The following is a 17,943-nucleotide window of genomic DNA, read 5'->3' as shown; positions in this document are numbered from 1 at the left end:
TAAGAATCGTTTGCATTATTAATTAATATACAAATGAAGCAACAAAAAAGGGCCAACGTGATTGGCCCCATCATTTGCATTAATGCCATAAGTGGTTGGTTATTCAGCGCCAACGAGTGTTCTAGCGAACTCCTTAGGGTCAAAGGGCTGAAGGTCTTCGATGCTTTCGCCCACACCGATGGCGTGAACGGGCAAACCGAATTTCTCGGCGCAAGCCACAAGTACACCGCCACGAGCAGAACCGTCCAACTTAGTCATGATAATGCCTGTGATCTTCGCCATCTTCTGGAACACTTCCACTTGGTGTACGGCGTTCTGGCCAGTAGTGGCATCAAGTACGATCACTGTATCATGCGGGGCACCGTCTAGTTTTTTGCCAATTACACGCACTACTTTTGCAAGCTCGTCCATCAGCTCTTCACGGTTTTGAAGGCGGCCAGCGGTATCGATTAGCAGTACATCCACCTTTTCGCGGACAGCACGGTCCAGCGCTTCAAACGCAAGCGCAGCGGCGTCTGAACCAATTTCTTTTGTAACGACAGGCACGCCTGTGCGTTCCCCCCAAACCTGAAGCTGTTCAACAGCGGCCGCACGGAATGTATCGCCGGCTGCAAGCATCACCGATTTCCCTTCGCCTTTATACTTCTTGGCGAGCTTACCGATTGTAGTTGTTTTACCGGCACCGTTTACACCAGCCATCAGAATAACATGCGGCTTGTGCTCAGGGCTTGGCGTGAGCGGCTTTGCAACAGGGGTAAGGATTTTTTCAATCTCACTTGAGAGGATTTCTTTCACTTCCTCGCCAGTGATTTCTTTATCAAACCGATCTTTTGATAGAACTTCTGTGAGCTTTGCAGCTACACCAACCCCTAGATCGGACGTGATCAGCAGGTCTTCAAGATCATCCAGAGTGTCAGCATCAAGCTTGGCTTTCGTGAAAATACCTGTGATGCCATCTGAAATAGCGCTGGTTGATTTTTTAAGGCCGTCTTTAAGGCGCTGGAACCAACTTCTTTTTTGCTCGCTCACGGATGAGTGCTCCTGATCGTATCTTTATTATGCTTTGTCTGCTGTTGTCATACAGCGGGTATCATTTTTCGCCAAGACCACATCGATAATTTCACCTGCTTTGGCGGTGTTTTTTGTGGTCACTGGTATAAATTGTTCGGTATGGCCATGGGCTGTGCCGTCTTCCGCCACGCGCTCCAAAAGGAGTTTAGCTTTCCTGCCAACGCTGCGATCAAACAGTTTCTGGGTCTGCATTTCGCCAGCTGCGCGCAAGCGTGCGGCACGTTCTTTGCGGATTTGCTTTGGTACTTTGTTTGGAATGCGAGCAGCCGGTGTACCTTCCCGTTCAGAATAGGGGAATACATGCAGCCATGTAAGGTCACATTCTTCGATGAGCTTCAGGCTGTTTTCAAACATCTCTTCAGTTTCTGTCGGGAAGCCTGCGATGATATCAGCACCATACACCATATCAGGGCGTGCTTTTGAAACGCGCTCACAAAACTCAATGGCTTGTTCACGCATGTGGCGGCGCTTCATGCGTTTGAGAATCATGTTATCCCCAGCCTGCAGGGAAAGGTGCAGATGCGGCATCAGGCGTTCGTCCCCAATAATGGCGTCATAAAGTGGTTCATCCACTTCAATGCTATCGATCGAGCTGATCCGAAGGCGCGGCAGGTCTGGCACCAGTTTAAGGATTTTCTGTGTTAGCTGACCTAGGGTTGGATTGCCCGGCAGGTCTTCACCGTAACTGGTGATATCCACGCCCGTAAGAACCACTTCATTATAGCCTTGCTGCACAAGCCGTTTGATCTGGTCAACCGTTTCGCCCATAGCCACTGAGCGGCTGTTGCCGCGGCCATAAGGAATGATGCAGAAAGTGCAGCGGTGGTTACAGCCGTTCTGGATCTGCACAAAGGCCCGTGCCCGCTCGCCGAAACCGTCAATCAAATGCCCTGCGGTTTCTTTTACAGAGAAAATATCATTTACCTGTACGCGCTCAAGCTCATTGGTGGCAAGCGCCGTGAAGGATTTAGCTTCCAATTTTTCCTGATTACCAAGAACGGTGGTTACTTCATCCATTTTGGCAAATTCATCTGGGTTAATCTGCGCTGCACATCCCGTTACAATAATCGGTGTATCTGGGCGTTCGCGTTTCATGCGGCGAATGCTTTGGCGTGCTTGGCGGGTGGCTTCTGCAGTTACAGCACAGGTGTTCACGATGATTACATCATCGAGGCCTGCTGCATCTGCATGCCGCTGCATCACTTCACTTTCATAAGCGTTCAGGCGGCAGCCAAAGGTCACAATGTCAGCTTTGTTGGTCAAACTGCGATCTCGCCTTTATATACAAGCGTTGCTGCGCCTGTCATTTGAACCGTGCCGTCCTCTAGCCATTCAACTTCAAGATCTCCGCCATCAAGGCGTACGGTAGCCTTGCGGTCAATCAAGCCTTTACGAGTGGCAGCTACAACGCTAGCACATGCTGCTGTGCCGCAGGCTTCCGTGATACCAGCGCCGCGTTCCCAAACCCGCAGGCGGATAATACCGTCTTCCACAGAAGCAATCGAGGCATTCACCCGCTCGGGGAATAGTTCGTTCAGTTCTGTCTGAGGGCCGATCACTTCGATATGTTCGTTCTCAGCGTTATCAACAAAAAATACAGCGTGTGGGTTGCCCATGTTGACGCAGCCGGGGGCAGAAATGCCGTCAATTTCGAAATCGGCACTATCGGTTGCCATCTCCGACGCCAGTGGGATTTGATCCCAATCAGTACGGGCAGGGCCCATATTGACAGAGATACCAGCCGCAGCACGTTTCGCGGATAGAAGGCCTGCATCGGTTTCAATGCTCACTTCATCTTGGCTGAGTTCATCCAATATCAGCATACCAACACAGCGTGTTGCGTTGCCGCATGCACCAACGCGGCTACCGTCCGCGTTCCATATTTCCATGAATACATCTGCTTTCTTTGAAGCACGCAGCACAATCAACTGGTCACAACCGACACCGCGGTGGCGATTAGCCACACGGGAAGATAGCTCTTCATTCATCATGAGAGGTTCTGTGCGAGCATCGAAAATAACAAAATCATTGCCGAGGCCGTGCATCTTTAGAAATGGGCGCATATGTATCTCTTTATTCATAACCGCGCTTATATGGGGGTTTGATCGTTGCTGTCTAGTTTTGTAATGCCGCATTTATATTAAAAAATACTAAGCGAGGCATGGACAAAAGCTTATGCCCCCCGCTAAAACGGGGCCATGAAATCACTATACATCCATATGGGCTTGCACAGAACAGGCACAACAACACTGCAAAGGTTGCTGAAAATCCAGCGTGAAAAACTGGAAGAAAACGGAGTCTCGCTGGTTCTGCGTGCTGATATGTGTGCCCATGAAAACCTTGATATGCGAAGGTTTTATGCTTCTCGTTGGTGGAGACCGAAGAAGACAGGACTAATTGTGGATGGCCTTGATGCGCTCGGCGGTAACAGTGTGATAGTGAGCGAAGAAGGTTTGCCGGGTATTATGCCGGGTATCCGCAGTATGCGTGCTTACCCGACTGTGGATGTATTTGCGAAGAAGGTTGCTGAATTTTCACCGCGTTTTGATGTGCAGCCGCGCCTGATGTTAAGGCGGCAGGATAAATTTATAGAATCAGTCTATGCCTTCCGTGTGTCACGGGGGATGGATATGAGCTTTCGGGATTTTGTGAAAAAAGTACCAACGGCTGATCTTGATTGGCGGCGATTTACAAAAGCGTTTGAAAAAGCTGGTCTGAAAAATAGTGAATTTTATGTACTCGAAGATTTGCAAGACGAAGATTTCGCCGGCAAGCTCATAGAGATGGTTGGACTGAAAGATGTGCTTGAGACGCCAGGTCGTTTGCCAAAAGGTAATGGACGCCAGAGTGTTGAAGCGCTGAAATTGGCCCTTGCTCTTAACAAGGCTGAGTTGCTCACCGTTAGTGATGACCGGAAACAGTTTGTTTACCGAAAATTTGAAAAGAAGCGCGCTTTAACCGCTGAAGAGTGTTTGTACGAATTACCAATTAATCCGATTGAAAAGGACCGGGTACGCTCCTTTATGAAGGAAGAAACTTCCTTTGGATTCACAGATGAAGAGCGTGTGAAATTTCTAGCCAAATATGAAAAGGCCAATAGCGAACTATTGGCCCATGATTTCGTTAAAGCAGATGCTGATATCTGGCTAGAAAATTAGCGGCAACAGGAAATAACAAATACTGGATACAGCAAAAGTCCCCAGTACGTTCAGCCATAAGCCTGCTCGCATCATTTGCGGTACTTTTACTTCCCCAGTTGAGAAAATTACCGCATTTGGCCCGGTTGCTACTGGTAGCATAAAGGCACAGCTTGCAGCCATCGCAGCAGGCGCTGCCAGCATGATTGGGTCAATATTAGCGGTGGTAGCCAAGGCCCCAAGAACAGGTACAAGTGCTGCCGTTGTTGCAGTGTTGCTTGTAAGTTCTGTCAGGAATGTAATCAGCGCGACAATTGCAAGAATAATCAGGAATAAGTGAGCTGTTGCAAGACCACTCATAGCTTCGCCGAGCCATAGTGCTAGGCCTGTTGCTTTAATGGCTGCCGCAATGCTGAGACCACCACCAAACAGGAGAATTACACCCCAAGGTAGGGTAGCTGCGCTTTCCCAATCCAGCAGATTGCCTTGCTTTTTGTCAGTGTCAGCTGGGATGATAAACATGGTAAGGCCCGCCGCTACTGCGATATGCATATCTTTGATTTTTGCAACAAACGGCATTAGCTCTGTGAGCCATTCCCAGTCGGTATAAACCTGACGGAAACTCCAAGCAAGAGCGAGTGTTGTCATGGCAATGGCAACACGTTTTTCCGGTGTGGTGAGCATGCCGAGTTTCGCTAGTTCTTCTTGAATAACGCTTGATCCGCCTTTCGCAAGACGCGCCTCAAAAGGGAAACAGATACGCGTGAGAACTAGCCATGCCAGTGGGACCATCACCAGTACAATGGGAACTCCGATCATCATCCACTCATAGAATAGAATCTCTCTGCCCGTGCTTTCTTCAATAAAGCCTTTTACGAACAGATTTGGTGGTGTGCCTATATAGGTACCCAGCCCGCCGATAGATGCTGACCACGCACAGCCAATCAGAAGCGCGATCGTGAAGCGGTGGCCTTTAGCTTGCTCGCCGAGAATGGTGGAAGCCACGGTGATGGCGATCGGGATAATCATCAATGTTGTGGCTGTGTTCGATATCCACATAGAGAGAAGGGCACAGGCAGCCATAAAGCCGCCGATAAGCGCATAGGGATGATCACCAACACGAGCAAGAATATTAAGGGCGATCCGGCGGTGCAAATTCCATTTTTGCATGGCCATAGCTGCGATAAAACCGCCCAGAAGAAGGTAAATTACAGGGCTCGAATAGGGTAGAGATGCGCCCTTTGAATCTGTAATACCGAGCAGTGGCAGCAGCACGAGCGGCAAGAGACTTGTTGCAGGTACAGGGATAGCTTCAGTAGCCCACCAAGTAGCTAGGAACAGAGCAACAGCTACAGTTTTCCATGCTTCAGGTGATAGGCCTTCTGGCACAGGTAATAACAGAATTAGGCCGAATAAAAGTGGCCCTAAAAGCAGCCCAATTTTCTGATATAGCGCTTTGCCTTGCGGTTTGCTTGCAGCAAGCTCCGTCATACAGTCCTCCCCGATTGCAGGCCCCCGCCTGATTAGCGCCCATCATTACCCATGAAGTTCAGTTTGGAAAAGGTTTAATTGGTCTTTGTTCTGGGAAGTATGACTTGCGAACGGCTGGGCGCTAGGTATGCTCTCTCAAAATAGAGTAGGGAGGAAGCACATATGGGCTCGTATGTTTCTAAAGGGTTAAGCGCTTTTGCGGTAGCCGGTAGTATTTTGCTGGCAGCATGTTCTGAAGCGCCGGCAGAAAAAGCAGAAAAACTGTCGCTGGAAGAATTTCAGGAAAAAGTATTCTGGGATGAGGTGAAAGAAAGCCCGGAAACGCTTTCAAGCCTACGTATTCTAGCAGAGCAGGGCATTACAGAACATAATGGCCGCCTTGATGATCTTTCTGTGGCTAAACAGAAGGCTGACCTTGAGCGCACCAAAAAGTTGCTCCAAGAACTAAAAGCTTTTGATGATGCTTCGCTCACTGAAGAGCAAAAATTGAATAAGGCCCTTATGGTGCATTCCATGGAACAGGACATCAAAGAATCTCCATATATGTTCCATAATTACCCAATTACGCAGCTATACGGTTGGCACAATAATATTGCTGGTTTCCTTACAGGAACGCATGCTGTTACCACCGTTGAAGACGCTGATTATTATATCGCACGTCTTAACTCACTCAGGGGCCAGTTTAATCAGATAATGGAACAGCTCCGGCTTCGCGAAAAGCTGGGTATCATCCCGCCAACCTTCATTATTGAAAAAGCAGAAAAGCAAGTTGAAGGTTTCATTTCCGGGCAACCAAAAGAAAACGCTTTTTATGTTTCCTTTAAAAACAATGTCGAAAATATTGAAGGCATTAGTGATGTAGACAAATTACGCCTGCTTCAGGAAGCAGCAAAGGCTGTTGAATTGCATGTGTATACAATCTGGGGTGAGCTGAAGGCCTATCTCGCAGGCCTAAAGGCGCGCTCAAACAATGATGCAGGTGCTTGGAAGCTTCCAGACGGGGCTGCTTACTATCAAATCCAGCTGGAGCATTATACAACAACAGATATGACAGCTGAGGAAATTCATAACCTTGGTTTGAGCGAAGTGGCCCGTATTCAAGCTGAGATGCTTACGCTGTTTGAGGCGGAAGGCTATGATACATCAAAGTCATTCGCTGATTTAATTAACGGTTTTGCTGCAGAAGAACGCCATTATTATCCTGATACGGATGAGGGCCGTGCACAAATTCTTAAAGATTATACTGCGATGGTTGATGAAATCGCGGCTGGTATTTCCGATCAGTTTAATCTGAAGCCTAAAGCGCCGGTTGAGGTTGTGCGAGTGCCGGTGTTCCTCGAACAAGGTGCACCAGGCGGCTATTATAACAGCCCGGCTCTAGATGGCAGTCGTCCTGGTCGTTTTTATGCGAACCTCTATGATATTAAAGGCACACCAAAATTTGGTATGCGCGCCTTGACATACCATGAAGCTGTGCCAGGCCATCACTATCAGATTGCTTTGCAGCAGGAGCAGGAAGGCCTGCCAATGTTCCGTAAGTTCCTCGGTTACACGGCTTATATTGAAGGTTGGGCGCTATATTCCGAACGTGTGGCGGCAGAGATGGGCTTCCTGAAAACTAATTTTGACCGTATTGGTGCGCTTCAATCTGAATTGTTCCGGGCTGTGCGTCTTGTGGTGGATACAGGTATGCACGCAAAGAAATGGACCCGTGAAGAAGCGATTGATTATATGGCTTCTAATACCGGTATGGCCATGAGTGATGTTGTGACAGAAATCGAGCGCTATATTGTTTGGCCAGGGCAGGCGACAGCTTATAAAGTTGGACAGCTTTCCATTCTGGAGATGCGTGATAATGCCCGTGAAAAGATGGGTGATAAGTTTGATATTCGCGAATTCCACGATCTTGTGCTGAAAGGCGGATCATTACCGCTTACCGTTCTGGAAGCGCGTGTTGAAAATTATATCAACAGTAAATAGCCGTTACTTATTCTAAGGGGCTTTGGCCCCTTTTTCTTTTGCGGGATCAAAGGGTTTGGTCTAGGCTATGCTCCGGTGAGGAATTTGAGTGGGCTAGCATGCTGGATCGTTACTTCAAGGCGAACGATAGGATACAAGAGGCGCTTGATCGTCTCTATGTGCAGCAATTAAGCCGTATTCTTTCTATTGGTGCCTTTTATTATCTGGTTATCAGTGTGGCACATCTCTTCTTTGTTCCCCGTGATATATTAATCCCGTTGATATCCAGTTCACTTGCAACAGCGATTGTTTCTGTGATCATTCGTATAGCTGTTCTTCGAGGTGTTCTTACCCCAAAACAGTGTCGGTATGCTTTTATTCCAACAGGAATTTTGGGAAGTGTAGCCGTTTACCTGCATGTTTACCTGTCAGGGGATATTCTTCAGCTTACCAATAATGCACTGATCATGTTTGTTATATGCATGGCTACGCTTTCTGTGCGGATTTTCTTAGGGTTTTTAGCGCTTACAGCCGGGCTTTATATCTATGTAATGTTGCAACTTGGTGGCCCGCTTGTGGGCCACTTTGCCTTCCTGCTGTTTGGTACGACAGTCGTAAGCATTATGGGCTTTATGGTGCGGTATAAGGCTCTCTATAGCGCCGAAGAGTTGGCGCTTGAAAATGCTGATAAAGCAGCGCGGCTTGAAGAAGCGAATAAGCTTGTGGAGCGTAAACGAGCCGACGCGGAAAAAGCTGTGGAGGAAGCACGTAGGGCCAATATCGCCAAGGATGCATTTTTGGCCAACACTACGCATGAACTTCGGACACCGCTTACTGGCGTATTAGGTATGCTTGATGTTCTTGAAACAACTGCTTTAACAAAAGAACAGGAAGAAACTGTAAGCGCAGCACAGTTCAGCGCGCGGAGCTTGCTGGTTATTATCAATGACCTTCTGGATATCGCAAAAATCGAAGCAGGCAAATTTGAGTTCAGAACCAGAAGCTTTGATCTTGAGGTTATTCTTCAGCAGGTGAAGGGGCTGTTATTACCCAAAGCGCAGAACAAGAAAAATGTTCTTATTATCAAAAGGCTTACCGGCCCCCGCAAAACATTTCTGGAAGGTGACCCAGTTAGGGTTGGACAGGTTCTTTTTAACCTGATTGATAATGCGATTAAATTTACGGATGAAGGCTCGGTTGTTGTCAGTACTCAACTGACTGTCGAAGGTGATTTCGCCCATGTTTCATGCAGTGTAAAAGATCAAGGTGTAGGGTTCCACGCGGAGGAAGCTGAAAAGCTGTTTCAGCGGTTTGGGCAGATTGATGATACCTCAACAACATCAACAGGCGGCACTGGGCTAGGGCTTCCTATCAGCCGTGAACTGGCGCGTTTAATGGACGGTGATGTGGTAGCGGAAGCTATCCCGGGTGAAGGAGCAACATTCACCTTCACTGCTAAGTTTAAATTGTCTGACGAACAGGAAGCTACTAAATCCGCAGTGCAGACGGAAGTACTGCCCTCTATATCCAAAGCGCCACTCCGGGTTCTTATTGCTGAAGATGTTTCCATCAATCAGATGCTGATTGAAAAACTTTTGGCAAAGCATGCGTGGCAACTTGAGTTTGCTGATGATGGTCAGATTGCCCTTGAGAAAATTGAAGCCAACCCGCCGTATGATTTTATTCTTATGGATATCAGAATGCCGCGCATGGATGGTGCGCAGGTAATTCACGCTGTACAGGGAATGGAAAAGGCAAAAGCAGATGTTCCTATCATTGCATTAACGGCCAACGCTGGCCCTGATGATAGAGCGAGTTATCTGCGAATAGGGGCCGCTGCAGTGGTTGGAAAGCCGATTAAGGAACGCAAGCTTGCTGAAGCTATTAACAGGCTGGTTTCGGTGAAAGCTTGAAACCTTTAAAACAGCCCTTTTTCCTTGACTCTCATGCCTTAAAAGCTTAACGAATGCCTGCTTTTACAGCACAACATAGCTAGAGAGTGTCTACTGAGGCCTACCCAGTGATACCCACCAGTCAGCGAGTTTCGCCCACTGGTGCCATTGGTCTTTGGTTTGAATGTTACCTGTAATGCTTTGAATTTGAACCGCTTTTTACGAAGGTGAAGAGAGTATGTTTGATAGTTTGTCCGATCGGTTGAGTGGCATTTTTGATGGCCTGACGCGTCGTGGTGCGCTGAAGGAATCAGATGTCTCTGCAGCGATGCGCGAAGTGCGTGTAGCACTTCTTGAAGCAGATGTTGCGCTCCCGGTTGTTAAAGACTTTATCAAAAAAGTTACTGAAAAAGCGGTTGGCCAGGAAGTTCTTAAGTCGGTTACACCGGGCCAGCAGGTTGTTAAGATCGTTAACGATGAACTTGTTGGTATGCTTGGTTCTGAAGCCAGCACGATCAATACTGCAGGTGTCCCGCCTGTTGCGATCCTTATGGTGGGTTTGCAGGGGTCTGGTAAAACAACCACAACAGCGAAAATCGCCAAACGCCTGACAGAAAAAGATAAGAAAAAAGTATTGATGGCGTCGCTTGATGTACGCCGTCCGGCTGCACAAGAGCAGCTAAAAGTGCTCGGTGAACAGATTGGTGTAAAAACGCTGCCAATCATCACTGGGCAGATGCCTGTTGATATCGCAAAACGCGCTATGGATTCTGCCAAGTTGCAGGGTTTTGATGTTGTTATGCTTGATACGGCAGGCCGTCTTCACGTTGACCAAAGCCTGATGGCAGAAGTGGTAGCAGTGCGCGATACAACGCAGCCGCTTGAAACACTTCTTGTTGCCGACAGTTTAACTGGTCAGGACGCGGTTAATGTCGCGAAAGAATTTGATGCTCAAGTAGGTATCACTGGTGTGGCTCTCACCCGTATGGACGGTGACGGTCGCGGTGGTGCTGCGCTTTCCATGCGCGCAGTTACTGGTAAGCCGATCAAGCTTGCGGGTACTGGCGAGAAAATGGATGCGCTGGAAGATTTCCACCCTGAGCGTGTTGCCAGCCGTATTCTCGGCATGGGTGACGTTGTAAGTCTTGTTGAAAAAGCTGCTGAAACCATTGAGCAGGAAGACGCTGAAAAAATGGCCAAGAAAATGGCCAAAGGCGAATTCGATCTTGATGATCTCAGAACACAGCTTCAGCAAATGTCCAAGCTGGGCGGTATGAAGGGTGTTCTTAATATGTTGCCAGGTATTGGCAAGATGAAGAGCGCGCTTAACCAATCTGGTGTGGACGATAAAGTGTTCAAACGTCAGGAAGCAATCATCTGCTCCATGACGAAGACGGAGCGCAAGAAACCACAGCTTATCAATGCATCTCGCAAAAAGCGTATTGCCGCTGGTGCGGGTGTTGGTGTGCCTGAGGTGAATAAGCTCCTGAAAATGCACATGCAAATGGCCAAGATGATGAAGAAAATGTCCAAAATGGGCAAAGGTGGCCGGATGCCTGGATTACCTGGTGGAATGGGCGGAATGCTTGGCGGCGGTGGCTTGCCGGGCGGCGGTCTTCCTCCTGGGTTCGATAAACTGCTCAAGTAATTTGCGCGAGCCCCCTTTAAAATGGTTTCATTTTGAAGGGATAAGGCGAACCGGATATTGAGCAAAACTAAACTTGAGAATAATCCCATATTGGTTTGGGATTCTGAAAGGAAACTAAAATGGCACTAGCAATTCGTCTCGCACGTGGTGGCGCAAAAAAACGTCCTTACTACCGTATCGTAGTAGCTGACAGCCGCATGCCTCGTGATGGTCGCTTCATCGAGAAAGTTGGCGCATACAACCCAATGCTCGCTAAAGACGACGAAAACCGCGTAATTCTTATCGAAGACCGCATCAAAGAGTGGATGGGTAAAGGCGCGAAGCCTTCTGACCGTGTACTACGCTTCCTTGAAGCTGCTGGTATTGTTGCTGACAAACGCGTTCGCAATAACCCTAACAAAGCGAAGCCTGGTCAAAAAGCTCTAGAGCGTATCGAAGAGCGTAAAGAAAAAGCTGAAGCTGCTGCAGCCGCTGCTGCGGAAGCTGCAGAAGAAGCTGCTGCTGAATAAGCATTTCTTATGGAATTGGCGCGGGCTTTTGCTCGCGCCTTTTCTGTTTCAGGATAAAAGAAAATGACCATACGCCCGAAAAAAGATCTTGAACAAGCCGGTATTGAAGGCGGTTGGATTTGTATTGGTGCTTTCGCTGGCTCCCATGGTGTGCGCGGTGATGTGAAGCTGAAATCGTTCACAGAGCAGCCTGAGGCCATTTTCTCTTATTCTGATATTCATATTGGCGCAGGTGGTTCTAAAGTGGCGCTTAAGAAAGTGCGTGCGAGTAAAGATGGTTATGTTGCGCGTGTGGAAGGCGTTACTAACCCTGAAGATGCACTGAAGCTGAAGGGTAAACGCCTTTATATACCGCGTGATACATTTTCCGCTGAAGAAGATGATGAGTTTTATCTGGCTGATCTGATCGCGTTAACGGCCGTGGATGAATCAGGCAGTGAAATTGGATTCGTGAAGTCTGTTGAAAATTTTGGTGCTGAAGATCTTTTAGAACTTATCCTCAACGCGCCAGTAAAAGGCCTCGGACGCAGCGTCTTTATCCCATTCCGTAAAGCACTTGTGCCAGTGGTGGATATTAAAGCTGGTCGTGTGGAAATTGCTTTCTCAGAGTGGCAAAAAAGCCAAGTATCAGAAAGAGATACGGATGATGCCGCTGGAGAGCAAAACTGATGGAACCACAGTTTACAGCGCAGCTTTTAACCCTGTTTCCGGAGATGTTTCCGGGCACCCTTGGTCAGTCCCTTGCGGGGAAAGGGTTAAGGGATGGTAAGTGGGCGCTGAAAACACTGGACATCCGCGATTTTTCAAGCGATAAGCACCGCTCAGTTGACGATACCCCTGCGGGCGGTGGTCCGGGGATGGTTATGCGTGCTGATATTCTGGGGAAAGCCATTGATGCAGCGAGAGCTGAGGCGAAACCAGAATGGCCGCTTGTTTATATGAGCCCGCGCGGGAAAAGATTTGATCAATCTGAAGCGCAGCGATGGCAAGAAGCAGGCGGTGTTACAATCCTGTGTGGACGCTTCGAAGGCGTTGATGAACGTGTTCTTGAGGCGCGCGGGGTTGAAGAAATCAGCGTTGGTGATTTTGTGCTGTCAGGCGGTGAGCCAGCAGCGATCGTGATGCTGGATTCTGTTGTGCGGCTTATCCCCGGTGTGATGGGGAAAATGAGCACACTGGATGAAGAGAGTTTTACATCGGGGCTTCTTGAATACCCTCAATATACCAGACCACAGGTTTGGGAGGGTAAAGAAATTCCGGAGGTGCTAACAAGCGGGCACCATAAAAAAGTCGCTGAATGGCGCCGCGAAAAAGCGGAAGAGTTGACTCGTATACGCCGGCCGGATCTCTGGTCGACCTATGTACGGGAAAAAGAAGAAAAGGAATAATATCGTGAATATTATTGAAAAACTAGAGCAAGAACAGATTGCTAAACTTACTGAAGGTAAAGAAATCCCAACATTTGGTGCTGGTGATACACTTCGCGTAGACGTTAAAGTTCGCGAGGGTAGCCGTGAGCGTCTACAGGCGTTTGAAGGTGTATGTATCGCACGTGCTAACAAGGGCATCAGCTCTAACTTCACAGTTCGCAAACTTTCTTACGGCGAAGGCGTTGAGCGTGTATTCCCACTTTATGGTCCAGCTGTAGACAACATCACTGTTGTGCGTCGCGGTAAAGTACGTCGTGCGAAGCTTTACTACCTACGTGGCCGTACTGGTAAGGCTGCTCGTATCGCTGAGCGCAAAGACTGGATGAAAAAATAAGTCTTTGAAATAATATTTCAAAATTCAGCATTTAAGCTATTATTAAGTTGCTTAGTGTTGGAGGCGAGATTAAAGAACGGGGGCAGGATTAATTTCCTGCTCCCGTTTTTTATTATCTGATATCATTGGGCCAATCAGGCCAAAGGCGGGATATGTGATTTAATCGGCGATGAGCGGAGCATTTTCATGTCAGGTACCATGCCACAAACGATGTATGATAAGATTTGGGAACACCATGTTGTTGAAGAGCGTGAAGGTGGTGTGGCTCTCCTTTATATCGACAGGCATCTGGTGCATGAAGTAACAAGCCCACAGGCTTTTGACGGGCTTCGCGCCGCTGGACGTAAAATCCATAGGCCCGATAGTATTATCGCCGTGCCGGATCATAACGTGCCCACGAAAAACAGGCATCTTCCGAACCCTGATCCGATGTCTACGGCACAGCTAACAGCCCTTGAAGCGAATGTGAAAGAGTTCGGGCTTGAGTATATTGCTATAGATGATGTGCGGCAGGGCATTGTTCACGTGATCGGCCCGGAGCAAGGCTTTACCCAGCCCGGTGTAACACTGGTGTGCGGTGATAGTCATACCTCCACCCACGGTGCTTTTGGTGCGCTTGCATTCGGGATTGGTACCAGTGAGGTTGAGCATGTTATGGCAACCCAAACACTGGTTCTGAAGAAATCTCAGAACATGCGGGTAACGGTAAATGGTACCTTGCCTGTTGGCTGCACAGCCAAAGATGTGGCGCTTGCAATTATTGGCAAGATCGGCACTGGCGGCGGCACAGGTTATGTTATTGAATATGCAGGTTCGGTTATTGAAGGGCTTTCGATGGAAGGGCGAATGACGCTCTGTAATATGTCGATTGAAGCAGGAGCGCGCGCGGGCCTTGTGGCGCCTGATGAGAAAACATTTGAATACTTGCGCGGCAAGCCAAAGTCCCCAAAGGCAGGGCAGTGGGATGCCGCCGTTAGTTTCTGGAAAACGCTGGGCTCTGATGAAGGCGCTTCGTTTGATACGGAGGTCGTATTGAACGGCGATGATATTGTACCGCAGGTAACATGGGGCACAAGCCCGGAGGATGTGGCACCAGTTACTGGCTTTGTGCCAGAAGCATCGGATATTCAGGATGATCATAAAAGCGCATCCCTTGAAGCTGCACTGAAATATATGGGGCTCGAACAAGGGCAGGCGATCACTGATATCCCGGTAGACCGCGTGTTTGTGGGTTCATGCACTAATAGCCGCATTGAAGATATTCGCGCCGTCGCGGAAATCGCCAAGGGTAGAAAGATTGCCGACCGGATTATTGAAGCGATTGTTGTGCCGGGATCGGGCTTAGTGAAAGAGCAAGCAGAGGCTGAAGGGCTTGATAAAATCCTCATTGACGCCGGCTTTGAATGGCGGGAGCCAGGGTGTTCTATGTGCCTTGCTATGAACCCGGATAAAGCTGGTGCGGGTGAGCATGTTGCTTCCACAAGTAACCGGAATTTTGTGGGGCGGCAGGGGCCTGGTGCTCGCACGCATCTTGTAAGCCCAGCAATGGCTGCGGCTGCAGCGATCGCTGGCCATTTTGTTGATGTTCGTGATTTTTAAGGCAGGGGAAGAGAGATGGAAAAATTTACGCAAGTAACCTCAATCGCAACCCCTTATATGCGGGCGAATGTTGATACAGACATCATTATTCCGGCGAAGCATCTGAAATCAATCAAACGCACAGGGTTTGGTGAACACGCATTTGAAACGGTTCGTTTTGATGCGGTGGGTAACCGTGTTGGGGATAATGTTTTTGACAGTGACCGTTATAAAGGAGCGAAAATCCTTGTAACCGGTGATAACTTTGGCTGTGGTTCAAGCCGCGAGCATGCACCGTGGGCGATCGCCGAACTTGGTTTCCGCTGTATTATAGCACCAAGTTTTGCTGATATTTTCGCGGGTAACTGTGTGAAAAACGGTATCCTTACAGTGGCGCTGCCTCAGGCCGAGGTGGATGCGATTGCTATGGCTGCCGAAGGTGGGCAGGATATTACGGTGAACCTTGAAGATCAAACTGTAGAAGTTGGCAACAGCAAATATGAGTTTGATTATAATGCGGCACATAAACATATGCTGCTGAATGGCCTTGATAGTATTGGACAAACGCTTCAGGCATCAGCGGCAATTTCTGCGTTTGAAGAAAAACAAAAACACATGACACCGTGGCTCTATCGGGCATAAGCGGCAAGGGATTTAATTCATTATGACAACACATAATATTATGCTTTTGCCGGGTGACGGCATCGGCCCAGAAATTATGGCACAGGTTCGCCGCGTGATGGCGTGGGTTGAAGGCGCTTACGGTGTTATTTTCAATGTAGATGAAGGTCTTATTGGTGGCTGCGCATATGATGCGGAGGGTGTGCCGCTTTCAGATGAGACACTCGCAAAAGCAAAAGCATCAGACGCGATTGTCATGGGCTGTGTTGGTGGCCCGAAGTGGGACGGCAAAACCGATTATGATAAACGCCCGGAAGCCGGGTTGTTACGCCTCCGTAAAGACCTTGATTTGTTTGCAAACCTGCGCCCGGCCATGTGCTTTGATGCGCTTGCGGATGCATCAAGCCTAAAGCGTGATCTTGTTGCAGGCCTTGATATTCTGTTTGTTCGGGAACTTGCTGGTGGCGTTTATTTTGGTGAACCACGCGGTATTGAAGAATTACCGGGTGGTGGCCGTATTGGCATTAATACCCAGCGCTATACGGATGCTGAAATTATCCGAATTTCCCGCGTAGCCTTTGATATGGCGCGCAAGCGTGGCGGGCGTGTGCACAGTGCTGAAAAAGCCAATGTGATGGAAGCTGGCCTCTTGTGGAGAGAAGAAGTAACCAAACTTCATGCGGAAGAATATTCTGATGTGAAGCTTGAACATATCCTTGCAGATAACTGTGCTATGCAACTTGTGAAGGCCCCAAAGCAGTTTGATGTAATCCTTACCGATAATTTGTTTGGGGATATTCTTTCTGATGCAGCGGCCATGCTGACGGGTTCGCTTGGTATGCTGCCTTCTGCTTCACTTGGTGATGGCGGACCGGGGCTTTATGAACCGGTTCATGGTTCCGCGCCCGATATTGCAGGCCAGGGTATTGCGAACCCAATTGCGGCTATTCTCAGCTTCGCTATGGCGCTTCGCTACAGCCTTAATATGGGCGATGCAGCGGACAAGGTTGAAGCTGCAGTATCTGAGGCACTTGCTCAAGGCCTTAGAACGGGGGACCTGATGTCAGAGGGTATGACTGAAGTGAATACTGAGGGCATGGGGGACGGTATCCTCAAAGCGCTTGGCTAACATACTGGAACAAGAAAAATTGATTCACCACACTATGCATTAGTGTTTGACCATTAAGGGGGCTCCCGTCATTAAGGAGCCTCAAAATTTTTTACCCACAGGAGAGTATAATGGGTTTTCGTGTCGCTGTTGTAGGTGCGACTGGTAATGTCGGTCGTGAAGTACTTAATATTCTAGCTGAGCGTGATTTCACAGCTAAGGAAGTTATCGCGATTGCATCCCGAAAATCCATCGGTCAACAGGTGGGTTACGGTGATAAAGATCTCGATATCGTAGCGCTTGATACCTTTGATCCAAAAGGTGTTGATATCGCATTCTTTGCAGCGGGTTCAGGTGTTTCAAAAGAGTTCGCGCCAAAGTTTGCAGAAGCCGGCTGTGTGGTGATTGATAACTCATCCCTTTACCGTATGGACCCTGACGTGCCGCTTGTGGTGCCAGAGGTGAACGCAAAGGCGCTTGAAGGTTTTTCTAAGAAAAACATCATTGCGAACCCAAACTGTTCAACTGCACAGATGCTTGTGGCGCTGAAGCCGCTTCATGACGCCGCGAAAATCAAGCGCGTGGTTGTTTCTACATACCAGTCTGTTTCCGGTTCCGGTAACGCTGCGATGGATGAGCTCTTCAACCAGACACGTGCTGTGTTTGTAAATGATCCGATCGTAAATGAAGTGTACCCGAAGCAGATCGCTTTCAACGTTATCCCGCACATTGATGTATTTATGGATGATGGCTCTACGAAAGAAGAGTGGAAGATGGTCGCGGAAACACACAAGATGCTTGATGCGGATATTGAGCTAACAGCTACATGTGTGCGTGTGCCTGTGTTCATTGGCCACTCAGAAGCTGTAAACATCGAATTTGAAAAGCCAATCAGCCATACTGAAGCGCGTGAAATCCTCCGTGAGGCTCCAGGCTGCCTAGTTGTAGATAAGCGCGAAGATGGTGGTTATACAACACCAACAGAATGTGTGGGTGATTTTGCAACATACATTTCACGCATCCGCGAAGATAAAACAGTTGAGAATGGCCTCAATATCTGGGTGGTTTCAGATAACCTGCGTAAGGGTGCAGCACTGAATGCTGTACAGATTGCAGAATCCCTTGTGAACCAAGGCCTTATTTCTGCTGAATAAGTTGCGCTGAC

Annotated in this window: 16 protein-coding genes; 12 read left to right on the top strand and 4 right to left on the bottom strand. The window is 48.4% G+C overall.

Translation table 11 applies throughout. The annotated features are described in order from the left end of the window. Positions 1-99: 99 nt before the first annotated feature. The 3 genes from ftsY to dapF are packed head-to-tail and all read right to left on the bottom strand — an operon-like array spanning position 100 to position 3,134. Positions 100-1,029, bottom strand: coding sequence for a signal recognition particle-docking protein FtsY (gene ftsY / locus MF542_RS03090; RefSeq protein WP_247015835.1), 930 nt, complete (start codon positions 1,027-1,029; stop codon positions 100-102). 27 nt (positions 1,030-1,056) lie between these two features. Continuing rightward, a complete protein-coding gene (gene mtaB / locus MF542_RS03085) occupies positions 1,057-2,334 on the bottom strand; it encodes a tRNA (N(6)-L-threonylcarbamoyladenosine(37)-C(2))-methylthiotransferase MtaB (RefSeq protein ID WP_247015832.1) in 1,278 nt (425 codons plus the stop codon). Then, positions 2,331-3,134 (bottom strand): diaminopimelate epimerase, encoded by an 804-nt coding sequence (dapF, locus tag MF542_RS03080; RefSeq protein WP_247015830.1) that lies wholly within the window; start codon positions 3,132-3,134, stop codon positions 2,331-2,333. Before dapF ends, mtaB begins: the two co-directional genes overlap by 4 nt. Before the next feature lie 135 nt (positions 3,135-3,269). Here dapF and MF542_RS03075 point away from each other — a divergent pair, with 135 nt between their 5' ends. Then, positions 3,270-4,229, top strand: a complete 960-nt coding sequence (locus tag MF542_RS03075) for a hypothetical protein (protein ID WP_247015828.1) — start codon at positions 3,270-3,272, stop codon at positions 4,227-4,229. Here the strand turns inward: MF542_RS03075 and MF542_RS03070 are convergent. Further along, positions 4,218-5,699, bottom strand: a complete 1,482-nt coding sequence (locus tag MF542_RS03070) for an SLC13 family permease (RefSeq protein ID WP_247015826.1) — start codon at positions 5,697-5,699, stop codon at positions 4,218-4,220. The two genes, MF542_RS03075 and MF542_RS03070, sit on opposite strands and share 12 nt — an antisense overlap. Before the next feature lie 162 nt (positions 5,700-5,861). On the opposite strand from MF542_RS03070, the gene MF542_RS03065 reads away from it, so the two are divergent. The 11 genes from MF542_RS03065 to MF542_RS03015 all read left to right on the top strand — a co-directional run bounded on the left by MF542_RS03065 (position 5,862) and on the right by MF542_RS03015 (position 17,932). Further along, a complete protein-coding gene (locus MF542_RS03065) occupies positions 5,862-7,679 on the top strand; it encodes a DUF885 domain-containing protein (RefSeq protein WP_247015824.1) in 1,818 nt (605 codons plus the stop codon). Positions 7,680-7,777: 98 nt separating this feature from the next. Continuing rightward, positions 7,778-9,571: an ATP-binding protein gene (locus MF542_RS03060; RefSeq protein ID WP_247015822.1), complete on the top strand. Its 1,794-nt coding sequence runs from the start codon at positions 7,778-7,780 to the stop codon at positions 9,569-9,571. A 217-nt stretch (positions 9,572-9,788) separates the two neighbouring features. Beyond that, positions 9,789-11,198, top strand: a complete 1,410-nt coding sequence (gene ffh / locus MF542_RS03055; RefSeq protein ID WP_247015820.1) for a signal recognition particle protein — start codon at positions 9,789-9,791, stop codon at positions 11,196-11,198. Between the two features lie 119 nt (positions 11,199-11,317). Next, positions 11,318-11,707, top strand: a complete 390-nt coding sequence (gene rpsP, locus MF542_RS17770) for a 30S ribosomal protein S16 (protein WP_343264779.1) — start codon at positions 11,318-11,320, stop codon at positions 11,705-11,707. A 63-nt stretch (positions 11,708-11,770) separates the two neighbouring features. Next, positions 11,771-12,376, top strand: a complete 606-nt coding sequence (rimM, locus tag MF542_RS03045; protein WP_247015818.1) for a ribosome maturation factor RimM — start codon at positions 11,771-11,773, stop codon at positions 12,374-12,376. Then, entirely contained in the window at positions 12,376-13,095 is a 720-nt protein-coding gene (gene trmD / locus MF542_RS03040; RefSeq protein ID WP_247015816.1) for a tRNA (guanosine(37)-N1)-methyltransferase TrmD, read from the top strand. Before rimM ends, trmD begins: the two co-directional genes overlap by 1 nt. Positions 13,096-13,099: 4 nt before the next feature. Further along, positions 13,100-13,471, top strand: coding sequence for a 50S ribosomal protein L19 (gene rplS / locus MF542_RS03035; protein WP_343264775.1), 372 nt, complete (start codon positions 13,100-13,102; stop codon positions 13,469-13,471). Between the two features lie 186 nt (positions 13,472-13,657). Then, the gene (gene leuC, locus MF542_RS03030; RefSeq protein WP_247015812.1) at positions 13,658-15,070 is read left to right on the top strand and encodes a 3-isopropylmalate dehydratase large subunit; all 1,413 of its coding nucleotides are present in this window, start codon (positions 13,658-13,660) and stop codon (positions 15,068-15,070) included. 15 nt (positions 15,071-15,085) lie between these two features. Continuing rightward, positions 15,086-15,691, top strand: a complete 606-nt coding sequence (gene leuD / locus MF542_RS03025; RefSeq protein ID WP_247015810.1) for a 3-isopropylmalate dehydratase small subunit — start codon at positions 15,086-15,088, stop codon at positions 15,689-15,691. 22 nt (positions 15,692-15,713) lie between these two features. Further along, the gene (leuB, locus tag MF542_RS03020) at positions 15,714-16,799 is read left to right on the top strand and encodes a 3-isopropylmalate dehydrogenase (RefSeq protein ID WP_247015808.1); all 1,086 of its coding nucleotides are present in this window, start codon (positions 15,714-15,716) and stop codon (positions 16,797-16,799) included. Between the two features lie 110 nt (positions 16,800-16,909). Continuing rightward, positions 16,910-17,932, top strand: coding sequence for an aspartate-semialdehyde dehydrogenase (locus MF542_RS03015; protein ID WP_247015806.1), 1,023 nt, complete (start codon positions 16,910-16,912; stop codon positions 17,930-17,932). Positions 17,933-17,943: the final 11 nt, after the last annotated feature.

It is taken from the genome of Kordiimonas laminariae (genome assembly GCF_023008165.1).
In the GTDB taxonomy this organism is placed as follows: domain Bacteria; phylum Pseudomonadota; class Alphaproteobacteria; order Sphingomonadales; family Kordiimonadaceae; genus Kordiimonas; species Kordiimonas laminariae.
The sequence above is the reverse complement of the archived record's forward strand: the minus strand, read 5'-3'. Positions and strand labels throughout refer to the sequence as shown.